Source organism: Mesorhizobium sp. WSM4813, assembly GCF_055811555.1.
In genome coordinates this window covers 47,426-57,454 of record NZ_JBVVQU010000046.1, presented here as the reverse complement: position 1 = coordinate 57,454, position 10,029 = coordinate 47,426, and the positions used below count along the sequence as shown (strand labels likewise).

Genomic DNA, 10,029 nt, shown 5'->3' with positions numbered 1-10,029 from the left:
CGATTGATGGTGGCGTTCCACGGCGCCCCCCTCTGTCCTGCCGGACATCTCCCCCACTTGGGGGGAGATTGGCCGTCGGCCCGGCTTTCGCCAATTGCCAACGTTGCAAAGATGAGCGGGGCGCCCGAGCTTCCAATCTCCCCCCTTGTGGGGGAGATGTCCGGCAGGACAGAGGGGGGCGCGAAGGAACTCCACGTTTCGCCTTGCCACCAACAAGGGACCGCATCGTAATGTGGTCCCTTTTCCTGCGCGATATCCGCCTGAGTATCCGTGCCGGCGGCGGGGCGCTGACCGGCGTGATCTTCTTTCTCGCCGTGATCGCCACGATCCCTTTCGGCGTCGGACCGGACCTCAATTTGCTCGCCCGCATCGGCCCGGCGATCCTGTGGATCGGCGCCTTACTCGCTTGCCTGCTCGGTCTCGACCGATTGTTTCAGGCCGACCGGGAAGACGGCTCGCTCGATCTTCTGGTGCTCGGCAACGACCGGCAGATGCTGGCGCTGACCGTGCTGACAAAATGCCTGGCGCATTGGGCGGGAAGCGTGTTGCCGCTGGTCATCGCGGCACCCTTGCTCGGCCTGTTCATGAATATGGAGCCGATCGGCATCGGCGCCACGGCGCTGACCCTTCTGGTCGGCACGCCGGCGATCACATTCATCGGCGCTGCGGGTGCGGCGGTGGCGGTGGCGCTGCCGCGCGGCGGGCTGCTGATCTCGGTGCTGGTGCTGCCGCTGACCATTCCCGTGCTGATCTTTGGCGTCTCGGCAAGCTATGGCGCGGTGGCGAACCCCGATCCGTTCCTGCAGCCTTTCCTCATTCTGGCCGCGCTGACCTTGTTTCTTGCCGTGCTGGGGCCGGTTGCGGCAGCGCTGGCGCTGCGCCATGGAGCGGACTAAATTAGACGGCCGCTTGACGTCAAAGGCTGCGGCGCTGCTGTCGATTGCGAAGCCGATGGCGCAAGGTTAAGGGAAGGCATGTTCGAACGAAGCGAGATGGTCCGGCTGAAAGGTTTTGCACTGGAGGAGCGACCCATATGAGCGCGCATGCGCTCTATGTGACCGCTGCCTATGCCATCACGGCCGTGGTGCTGGCCGGGCTGATCGGCTGGATCCTGTTCGACCAGCGGGCACGCAAGAAAGATCTCGCCGAGCTGGAAGCATCCGGGGTGCGGCGGCGCTCCGACAAGCCGGGAAAATCATGAGCATGGAAACGGAAACGCCGGCGCGCGGGCGGCGCCTGATCGTGCTTTTGCCGTTGGTGATTTTCCTTGGGCTGGCGGGGCTGTTCCTGACGCAGTTGCTGTCCGGTCGCGACACGTCGGAAGTGCCATCGGCGCTGATCGGCCTGCCCGCCCCGCAGACCAATCTGCCGGCGCTGGAGGGTATGAATTTGCCGGGGCTCGATTCCAGCCAGTTCGCCGGCAAGGTCACGCTGGTCAACGTCTTCGCGTCGTGGTGCGGGCCATGCCGGGACGAACACCCGGTGCTGCTGGCGCTGTCGCAGGACAAGCGCTTCGTCATCGCCGCGCTCAACTACAAGGACCAGCCGGAAAACGCCCGCCGGTTCCTCGGCGATCTCGGCAATCCGTTCCAGGCGATCGGCGTCGACGCGGCAGGGCGCGCGGCGATCGACTGGGGCGTCTACGGCGTGCCGGAAACCTTCGTCGTCGGCAAGGACGGCAAGATCGCCTACAAGCATGTCGGCCCGCTGACGCCAAGCTCCGCACAGACGCTGCTTTTGCCGGAGATCGAGAAGGCGCTGGCCGCGCCGGGCTGAGACACCGGAAACGCGATGGACGAACGAGACATCCGCGACCATTTTCGGGCTCAGGCGAAAGCCTGTGATGGACTTGGGTCGCCGTTCACCGCGAATTTATGCTGTGCGCTGGCCAAGGTTCTCGACGCAAGCACCAGGACCGGGCAGGCGGTGCTCGGCTGGCCGGGCGACGCGCGCGCCGACGGCCTCGCATTGCGGGTGTGCGGTGCGCTGCATGCGTTGGTCCTGACGGGTGCCAGTGAGCGACTGGCACTGATCTATCCGCCCAACCAGACAACCGAATCCGAGATCGCGGCGGTGCTGCCGGAGGCAATTGCGCTATCCGACGAGCGGATCGTCGCCGGCCTCGCCGGCGCGCCGCAGACCAATGAAATCGCCCGGTCGGCGATGCTGCTGCCGGGATTTCTGACGGTGGCGCGGGAAACCGGCCTGCCGCTGGATCTGTGCGAGATCGGCGCCAGCGCCGGGCTCAATCTCCTGTTCGACAGCTTTCACTACCGCTACGGCGATGCCGAGTGGGGATACCCGACCTCCCCCGTCCGGTTGGCGCCGGAGGTGCGCGGCCTCGCTGTGCCGCTTGGTGGAGCGATCGACGTCCGCCATCGCGCCGGCTGCGACATCGCGCCGGTCGATGTCGCCGACGCAGCGGCGCGGGTACGGCTTCGGTCTTACGTCTGGGCCGATCAGATGGCACGGCTGGCCCGGCTCGACGCCGCGCTGTCACTTGCCGAAAAGTTTCAACCGCTGCTTGTCAAAGCGGACGCGGCGGATTTTGTCGAGAAGGCACTGGCCGCACGGCAGCCGGGGAGCGCCTTCGTGCTCTATCATTCGATCATGTGGCAATACCTGCCGCGGGTGACCAAGGATGCCATCACCGCCACGCTGGAGCAGGCCGGCAGAGAGGCCACGGCCGTTGCGCCTATCGCAAGGCTGAGGATGGAGCCGCGCGATCCCACGAAGCGGTGGGCGGTACTCAGCCTCACTCTATGGCCCGGCGGCGAGACACGCCGCCTGGCCCATTGCGATTACCACGGCCGCTGGATCGAATGGATTGGCTAGGCCGATCGAACAGTTCTGGTTGCGCATGGTCTCGTCCGAAAAGTCTGCAACTTTTTGCTGCGCCGACCTTCGTTCGGGATCATGCGTCCGCCTCAGCCGTAGATCTGCTTGTGGACCTGGTAGAGCATTTCGCTGCGGTCGGCGCGCATGTCGGCCAGATCGCGGCTGGAAAAGGAGTCGATTTCGGCGATGAGGCGGTTGTATTGCCGGCGCTTGGCGATGCTGGTGCGAGCGCGGCTCATGAGGCTGTCGAGAATCATAGCGAGGTTCCTTCTGTGCCGCATTGTTGCGGCAGGTTGTTCCTCCCTGATCGATATGGAGCATGACATAGTTATGGTGCATTGCAAAAGAAGATGTTGCAATGCACCATTGCACTGGACGCATAGCCGGTTAACCGGGCTGGAAGCCTTCATTCGGCCCCGTGATTTGAGCAAGGGCGGCCTTGCCGCGGTTTGCCTCGATCCCCTCAAGATGCGGTGAGACCGTATCAACGATCTTGCCATATCGATCGCCGGCTGGCTTGATCGCGCCGGCACTAACGATTTGCATGACTGGGAGGAACCATGGCCGCCGAAGACTACGAAATTCTCGATCCACGCTTTGCGCGGCTGTTCAACGGCAATGCGCAGGTGGACAGGCTGTTCACCGGATGCCGGTGGGCGGAAGGGCCGGCCTGGTTTGCGGCCGGCCGCTATGTGGTGTGGTCCGACATCCCCAACAACCGCATGCTGCGCTACGACGAGACCGACGGCAGCGTCAGCGTGTTCCGCCAGCCGTCGGGCAATTCCAACGGCAACACCGTCGACCGGCAAGGCCGGCTGGTCACTTGCGAGCATTCGGGCCGCCGGGTCAGCCGCACCGAGCACGACGGCTCGATCACCACCATCGCCGACAAATGGCGCGGCAAGCGGCTGAACTCGCCCAATGATGCGGTGGTCAAGTCCGACGGTTCGATCTGGTTCACCGACCCGACCTACGGCATCGATACGGATTATGAGGGCGACAAGGCCGAGAGCGAGATCGGCGCCTGTCATGTCTACCGGGCCGATCCCGGCACCGGCGAGATCGACGCGGTGATCACCGACATGGTCAGGCCCAACGGGCTTGCCTTCTCGCTCGACGAGAGCAAGCTCTATGTCGTCGACACCGGCCGCACGCATGGCGCGCAGAATCCGGCGCATATGCGGGTGTTCAATGTCGACGAGGGTGGCAAGAAGGTCTCCGGCGGAAAGGTCTTCGCCGACTGCACGGCCGGCCTGTTCGATGGTTTCAGGCTCGATGACCAAGGGCGGATCTGGACCAGTGCCGCCGATGGCATCCATTGCTACGATCCGGACGGGACGCTGATCGGCAAGATCAAGGTGCCGGAAGTCGTCGCCAATTGCGTGTTCGGTGGCAACAAGCTGAACTGCCTCTACATCGCCGGCACGACCTCGCTCTACATGGTCCGGCTGATGGTCAACGGCGCAAAGACATTTTGAGCGGCCGCCAAGCAATGGAGGACATTGCTATGCCTTCTCGGGCGGATCGCGCCGAGCAGATTTTACCACATGGTGTGTTTGTATTCTTCGTCCAGCCAGCGGTCGGTCGCCTCGGCCGAGTCGGCGAGCGCCAACTGGTCGCGCAGGATCTGGCCGAGCGTCGGCAGCGTCGCGCGGTCGTACCAGGTTTCGGGCTTCCACAGATCGGAGCGCATGAAGGCCTTGGCGCAATGCATGTAGGCGGCCTTCACCGTCACCAGGACGACGCTTTGCGGTTCCTTGCCGTCGACGGCGAGCCGCTCGCGCAAAGCCGCATCGATGGTGATGCGGGCATCGCCGTTGACACGCAGCGTCTCGTTCATGCCCGGGATGAGGAAGAGCAGCCCGACGGATGGGTTGAGAAGAATGTTCTCCAGCGTGTCGAGCCGGTTGTTGCCGGGCCGGTCGGGGATGGCGATAGTCTTCTCGTCAAGCACGGCGGCGAAGCCCGGTCTGTCGCCCTTCGGCGTCACATCGGCATTGCCGGCACCGTCGGAGGAGCCGATCAGCACGAAAGGGCTTTTGCCGATGAAGGAACGGCTGTGGCCATCCAGCGCTTTCAGTTCCTTGCGGATCGAGCCGTCGGTCGGCCGAGGCGTCTTGTAGATCGTTCTCAGCTCTTCGCGCGTGGTGACGAATTCCATGCCCTCTCCTAACCGTTACTTGCCGGCCTTCTCTTCGTTTCCGGTCTTGCCTTCCAGCGAATGGCGCATGATCAGCGGCATCTGGCTGAAGGTGAAAAGAAGCGTGATCGGCATGATTCCCCAGACCTTGAAGGTAACCCAGGCGTCGGTGGAGAAATTCCGCCAGACCACTTCGTTGACAAGGGCCAGAAACAGGAAAAACAGGCCCCAGCGGAAGGTGAGTTTCTTCCAGCCCTCGGCATCAAGGCTGAACGCCGAATCGAAGACGTAGCCGAGCAGCGATTTGCCGAAGAACAGGCCGCCGAGCAGCACGCTGCCGAACAGCATGTTGACGATGGTCGGCTTCATCTTGATGAAGATGTCGTCCTGCAGATAGAGCGTCAGCGCGCCGAAGACGAAGACGACGACGCCCGACACCATCGGCATGATCGGCAAGGTGCGGGTGAGCAGCCAGGAAGCGGCCAGCGCGATCGCGGTCGCGGCCATGAACAGGCCGGTAGCGACGAAGATCGGCCCGCCGAATTCGGCCAGCGCCGGAAATTTCTGCGCCAGCCACGCGCCGCGGGCGTTGGCGAAGAAGAACACCATCAATGGGCCGAGCTCCAGCACCATCTTGAGCAGCGGATTGACGCCTTCCTTCTTCTGTTTCTGCGGGTCGGACGGGTCGCGTTCGAGGATGCGCGGGTTCATTGGCTTTCCTTCTTGCGCATGATCCTGTCCAAAAAGTCTGCGACTTTTTGGGATCATGCTTGTTATGCCACTCCAGCGATCGCCCTGGCGAACTCGCTTGCGGAGAAAGGTTCGAGGTCGTCGACCTGTTCGCCGACGCCGATGAAATAGACCGGCAATTTGTGCTTTGCCGCGATCGCCACCAGAATACCGCCGCGTGCCGTGCCGTCCAGCTTGGTCATCACCAGGCCGTTGACGCCGGCGACATTGCGGAAGATCTCGACCTGGTTGAGCGCGTTCTGGCCGGTGGTGGCGTCGACCGTCTGCAGCACGGTGTGCGGCGCCTCCGGATCGAGCTTGCCCAGCACCCGGACGATCTTTTCCAGTTCCGCCATCAGTTCGGTCTTGTTCTGCAGCCGCCCGGCGGTGTCGATGATCAGCACGTCGGAGCCGGCTTGCTTGGCCTGTTCGAAGGCGTCGTAGGCAAGACCTGCCGCATCGGCGCCAAGCTTCGAGGCGATGACCGGCGACTTGGTGCGCTCGCCCCAGATCTTCAACTGCTCGATCGCCGCGGCACGGAACGTGTCGCCGGCTGCGAGCATCACCGACAGGCCGCCATCGGTCAGCTTTGCCGCCAGCTTGCCGATGGTCGTGGTCTTGCCGGTGCCGTTGACGCCGACGACAAGGATGACATGCGGCTTGTGGCTGAGGTCGAGCTCCAGCGGCAAGGCGACATGGGTCAGTACCTTCTCCACCTCGGTCGCCATGATGGCGCGGACTTCCGTCTCGGAGACGTCCTTGCCGTAGCGGCTGGCGGCCAGCGAATCGGTGATGCGCAACGCCGTCTCCATGCCGAGATCGGCGCGGATCAGCACGTCCTCCAGATCCTGCAGCGTGTCTTCGTCGAGCTTGCGCTTGGTGAAGACGCCGGCGATGTTGCCGGACAGTTCCCGGGAAGAGCGGGCAAGCCCCTCCTTCATGCGCTGGAACCACGAGCGTTTCGGTGCTGGTTCCGGCGCCTTCTGCGGCTCGGCTCTCTGCTCGACCTTCCTGGTGACGGTGACCTTGCCGGGAGCGGGCTTTGCCTCCGGCGATGGTTGCGGAACGGGCTCTGGCTCTGGTGCGATCTCGGCAAGCATCGGCTTCGCCTCGACCGGCGCAGGTTGGCGAATGGGGGGCGGGATTTCGGCTGACGGCGCCTCAGGCGCTGCTGAGAGGGTCTCGGCGGGCGGTGCGGTATCTTGCGCAGGTTCGCGCTGCCCCTCACCCTTACCCGCTCCCCGTAAAGGACGGGGAGAGGGGGGCGTCAGCGTCGGAGCTTCTTCTTTGCCGCTTTCAAGAGGAGGCTCGGCGTGACGATCAGCACCCTTCTCCCCGTCACTATACGGGGAGAAGGTGCCGGCAGGCGGATGAGGGGCAGCGCCACGTTCGGCTGACGGAGGCTCAGTCTGGACGATCTCTGGCTGGGTCGGCCCTGGCTCAGGGATTTCCTCCGGCTCAGGCTCCGGAGCTGGCTCGCGAACGACGGGAGCGGCCTCTGACGCCGGCTGTTCGGCAGGCGCCCCTGGCTCCTCAACCGGAGCAGGCTCCGGCTGGATTTCCGGCGCGGGGGAAATGATCGGAGCGGGCTCGGCCTCTTCAACCGGCGCCGGCAGCGGCGCGGGCGGCGCTTCCGCCTTGACCGGTGGCGGAGGCGCAGCTTCTGCCTCGGGCCGGGGCTCTTCGCGTTTCAAAAATTCCGGAACAGTCTGTTCGGCGGCCGGCTTCAGCGCCTCCAGCGCATCCCATTTGATCGGCGGCAGGGGTGCTGACTCATCGATCCGCTCCTCGACCACTTCCTTCTTGCCGAACGAAAATATCTTCTTGAGAAAACCAGCCATGTTCCTGCGTCTCAGGCGGCGCGGGCGGCAAGCGGCGCCGCGATCAGCCGGGCGCCGTCATGGGCGGCGATGTCAGCCTCAACGATTTCGCCCGGCGCGCCCGCGGAGATCGTGGCAAGCGTAAACCCTTCGGTGCGGCCGAGCCCGTCGCGCTCGACCAGGATCGACTGGCGTGTTCCGGCGAGTGCGGCGAGGTGGCTGATATAGGCGGCCTCCCCGGCGGCGCGCAGCCGTGCCGCACGCTGCTTGACCACCTCGCGGCGAAGCTGCGGCATGCGCGCGGCGGGGGTGCCTTCGCGCGGCGAAAACGGGAAGACGTGGAGATGCGTCAGCCCGCATTCCTCGACGATCTCCAGCGATTTTTCGAACATGGCGTCCGTCTCGGTCGGGAAGCCGGCGATGATGTCGGCGCCGAAGACGATACCGGGACGCAATTTGCGCAAATCCTCGCAAAAACGGATCGACTGATCTCGGTTGTGCCGGCGCTTCATCCGCTTCAGGATCATGTCGTCACCCGCCTGCAGCGACAGATGCAGATGCGGCATCAGCCGAGGTTCGGTGGCAATGGCGTCGAGCAGATCGTCGTCAGCCTCGATCGAATCGATCGAGGAGAGGCGCAGGCGTTTTACGTCAGGCACCTGCTTCAGGATTGTCTTGACCAATTTGCCGAGTTTCGGGCTGCCCGGCAGGTCGGCGCCGAAACTGGTCATGTCGACGCCGGTCAGCACGATCTCGGCATAGCCATTGCCGCTCAGCCGCTTAACCTGTTCGACCACGGCGCCCATCGGCACCGAGCGCGAATTGCCGCGGCCATAGGGGATGATGCAGAAGGTGCAGCGGTGGTCGCAGCCGTTCTGCACCTGGACGAAGGCCCGCGCCCGGCCTTCGATGGCATCGACCATGTGGCCGGCCGTCTCGCGTACCGAAAAGATATCGTTGACGCGAGCCTTTTCGGTATCGTTGACGCCGAAATCCGGCAGCGCGCGATAGGAATGCGCCTTCAGCTTTTCCTCGTTGCCGAGGACGAGATCGACCTCGTCCATGGCGACGAAATTCTGCGGCTCGGTCTGCGCGGCGCAGCCGGTGACGATGATGCGGGCCTGCGGGTTCTCGCGGCGGGCCTTGCGGATCGACTGTTTTGCCTGGCGCACCGCCTCGCCGGTCACAGCGCAGGTGTTGAAGATGATGGCGCCGCCTTCCAGCGCGCCAAGGCCGGCGCTTTCCGCCTCTCGCCGCATCACCTCGGATTCGTAGGTGTTCAGCCGGCAGCCGAAGGTAATGACGTCAACACCTTTAGGAAGAGTCGGACCTTTGGGAAGAGTGGGACCCCTGGAAAGAACGGGACCCTTGTTGGCAAGAGGAGCCATCAGGCGGCGCTTTCGGTGTCGCGGGCCCACACGCCGGCCGACGGGTCGAAGCTGCCGGAAAATTCCCATTCGGCGGTGCCGGTGAGAACGACGTGGTCGTCGTCGCGCCATTCGACATGCAAGGAGCCGCCGCCGGGCGTCACCAGAGAGACGCTGCGTCCGGTCCGCCTGGTGCGCGCGGCAGCGACGACGGCGGCACAAGCCGCCGTACCGCAGGCCTTGGTCAGGCCGGCGCCGCGCTCCCAGGTGCGGATGACCATCGTCTCGGGCGAGGTCACCTGTGCGATGGTGATGTTGGCGCGTTCGGGGAAGATCGGGTGACTTTCGAGCAGCGGGCCGAAGCGGTCGAGCTCGTAGGACCAGACGTCGCGGTCGACCCAAAAGATGGCGTGCGGATTGCCCATCGACACGACCGAAGGCGAGTGCAGCACAGGCGCATCGATCGGGCCAATCTGCAGCTCGATCATGCGGGTGTCACGGAATTCCTCGGCCAGCGGAATATCCTGCCAGCCGAAACGCGGCTTGCCCATGTCGACCGAGATCAGCCCGTCGGCATGTTCTTCGGCGTTGAGGATGCCGGCGACCGTCTGGAAGGCGAATGTCTTCTGGCCGGTCTCGGCAGCAAGTGCCTGCACCACGCAGCGCATGCCGTTGCCGCAGGCCTGCGCGCCGGTTCCGTCGGAATTCAAGATGTCGATGTAAAAAGCGGTGCCCGGCGTCCTGGCGTCGTGGATCGCCATGATCTGATCGAATTTCGTCGCGGCATCGGCATTGAGCGCAAGGGCGGCAGCCGGCGTCACCCGATCGGCGCGACCGCGCATGTCGGCAACGATGATCTCGTTGCCGATGCCGTTCATCTTGGCGAAGGGGGCGGTGCTTGCCATGGATTGAAAGGTCTCATGCCGGTTTGGCGCCTATATGGCGGATACCGGCCGAAATTACCAGTGTGCGGACGCGTCGGAGCGACGTGTGTCCCTTGGACGCACAAAGCACGCGCTGACACTTTGAACGGGCGCATCGTGCTTTCCGAGAATCGATTCCGATTTTTCGGGCCGATGCGTCTAACGCGCGTCGCGTTTGAACGGATTCATACGACGCGCTTAAAGCTCTTGTT

General features: G+C 64.1%; 11 protein-coding genes. 5 read left to right on the top strand and 6 right to left on the bottom strand.

Annotated features, from left to right (window positions below; all coding sequences use genetic code 11):
- Window positions 1-230 precede the first annotated feature (230 nt).
- The 4 genes from ccmB (at window position 231) to AC0L25_RS23765 (ending at window position 2,835) form a co-directional block, all read left to right on the top strand.
- Complete coding sequence (gene ccmB, locus AC0L25_RS23780; protein ID WP_473597759.1) at window positions 231-896, top strand: heme exporter protein CcmB; 666 nt, start codon at window positions 231-233, stop codon at window positions 894-896.
- A 137-nt stretch (window positions 897-1,033) separates the two neighbouring features.
- Complete coding sequence (gene ccmD, locus AC0L25_RS23775) at window positions 1,034-1,201, top strand: heme exporter protein CcmD (protein WP_473597758.1); 168 nt, start codon at window positions 1,034-1,036, stop codon at window positions 1,199-1,201.
- The gene (locus AC0L25_RS23770; RefSeq protein ID WP_473597757.1) at window positions 1,198-1,776 is read left to right on the top strand and encodes a DsbE family thiol:disulfide interchange protein; all 579 of its coding nucleotides are present in this window, start codon (window positions 1,198-1,200) and stop codon (window positions 1,774-1,776) included. Before ccmD ends, AC0L25_RS23770 begins: the two co-directional genes overlap by 4 nt.
- A 15-nt stretch (window positions 1,777-1,791) precedes the next feature.
- Window positions 1,792-2,835, top strand: coding sequence for a DUF2332 domain-containing protein (locus tag AC0L25_RS23765; RefSeq protein ID WP_473597756.1), 1,044 nt, complete (start codon window positions 1,792-1,794; stop codon window positions 2,833-2,835).
- A 92-nt stretch (window positions 2,836-2,927) separates the two neighbouring features.
- Here the strand turns inward: AC0L25_RS23765 and AC0L25_RS23760 are convergent, their stop codons facing one another.
- Complete coding sequence (locus tag AC0L25_RS23760; RefSeq protein WP_287121051.1) at window positions 2,928-3,095, bottom strand: hypothetical protein; 168 nt, start codon at window positions 3,093-3,095, stop codon at window positions 2,928-2,930.
- A gap of 303 nt (window positions 3,096-3,398) precedes the next feature.
- Between AC0L25_RS23760 and AC0L25_RS23755 the strand changes: the two genes are divergently transcribed.
- A complete protein-coding gene (locus AC0L25_RS23755; protein WP_473597755.1) occupies window positions 3,399-4,316 on the top strand; it encodes an SMP-30/gluconolactonase/LRE family protein in 918 nt (305 codons plus the stop codon).
- Between the two features lie 62 nt (window positions 4,317-4,378).
- Here the strand turns inward: AC0L25_RS23755 and AC0L25_RS23750 are convergent, their stop codons facing one another.
- The 5 genes from AC0L25_RS23750 to dapF form a co-directional block, all read right to left on the bottom strand.
- The gene (locus AC0L25_RS23750) at window positions 4,379-4,999 is read right to left on the bottom strand and encodes a pyridoxamine 5'-phosphate oxidase family protein (RefSeq protein ID WP_473597754.1); all 621 of its coding nucleotides are present in this window, start codon (window positions 4,997-4,999) and stop codon (window positions 4,379-4,381) included.
- A 15-nt stretch (window positions 5,000-5,014) separates the two neighbouring features.
- Window positions 5,015-5,689: a septation protein A gene (locus tag AC0L25_RS23745; RefSeq protein ID WP_473597753.1), complete on the bottom strand. Its 675-nt coding sequence runs from the start codon at window positions 5,687-5,689 to the stop codon at window positions 5,015-5,017.
- 62 nt (window positions 5,690-5,751) lie between these two features.
- The gene (ftsY, locus tag AC0L25_RS23740) at window positions 5,752-7,548 is read right to left on the bottom strand and encodes a signal recognition particle-docking protein FtsY (RefSeq protein ID WP_473597752.1); all 1,797 of its coding nucleotides are present in this window, start codon (window positions 7,546-7,548) and stop codon (window positions 5,752-5,754) included.
- A gap of 11 nt (window positions 7,549-7,559) precedes the next feature.
- The gene (gene mtaB, locus AC0L25_RS23735) at window positions 7,560-8,915 is read right to left on the bottom strand and encodes a tRNA (N(6)-L-threonylcarbamoyladenosine(37)-C(2))-methylthiotransferase MtaB (protein WP_473597751.1); all 1,356 of its coding nucleotides are present in this window, start codon (window positions 8,913-8,915) and stop codon (window positions 7,560-7,562) included.
- Window positions 8,915-9,799: a diaminopimelate epimerase gene (gene dapF / locus AC0L25_RS23730; RefSeq protein ID WP_473597750.1), complete on the bottom strand. Its 885-nt coding sequence runs from the start codon at window positions 9,797-9,799 to the stop codon at window positions 8,915-8,917. The genes mtaB and dapF overlap by 1 nt, the downstream gene beginning before the upstream one ends.
- Window positions 9,800-10,029: the final 230 nt, after the last annotated feature.

Bases quoted from the DNA above. Each gene is read 5' to 3' on its own strand.
- ccmB (WP_473597759.1), top strand. From the start codon at position 231: ATGTGGTCCCTTTTCCTGCGCGATATCCGCCTGAGTATCCGTGCCGGC.
- ccmD (WP_473597758.1), top strand. From the start codon at position 1,034: ATGAGCGCGCATGCGCTCTATGTGACCGCTGCCTATGCCATCACGGCC.
- AC0L25_RS23770 (WP_473597757.1), top strand. From the start codon at position 1,198: ATGAGCATGGAAACGGAAACGCCGGCGCGCGGGCGGCGCCTGATCGTG.
- AC0L25_RS23765 (WP_473597756.1), top strand. From the start codon at position 1,792: ATGGACGAACGAGACATCCGCGACCATTTTCGGGCTCAGGCGAAAGCC.
- AC0L25_RS23760 (WP_287121051.1), bottom strand. From the start codon at position 3,095: ATGATTCTCGACAGCCTCATGAGCCGCGCTCGCACCAGCATCGCCAAG.
- AC0L25_RS23755 (WP_473597755.1), top strand. From the start codon at position 3,399: ATGGCCGCCGAAGACTACGAAATTCTCGATCCACGCTTTGCGCGGCTG.
- AC0L25_RS23750 (WP_473597754.1), bottom strand. From the start codon at position 4,999: ATGGAATTCGTCACCACGCGCGAAGAGCTGAGAACGATCTACAAGACG.
- AC0L25_RS23745 (WP_473597753.1), bottom strand. From the start codon at position 5,689: ATGAACCCGCGCATCCTCGAACGCGACCCGTCCGACCCGCAGAAACAG.
- ftsY (WP_473597752.1), bottom strand. From the start codon at position 7,548: ATGGCTGGTTTTCTCAAGAAGATATTTTCGTTCGGCAAGAAGGAAGTG.
- mtaB (WP_473597751.1), bottom strand. From the start codon at position 8,915: ATGGCTCCTCTTGCCAACAAGGGTCCCGTTCTTTCCAGGGGTCCCACT.
- dapF (WP_473597750.1), bottom strand. From the start codon at position 9,799: ATGGCAAGCACCGCCCCCTTCGCCAAGATGAACGGCATCGGCAACGAG.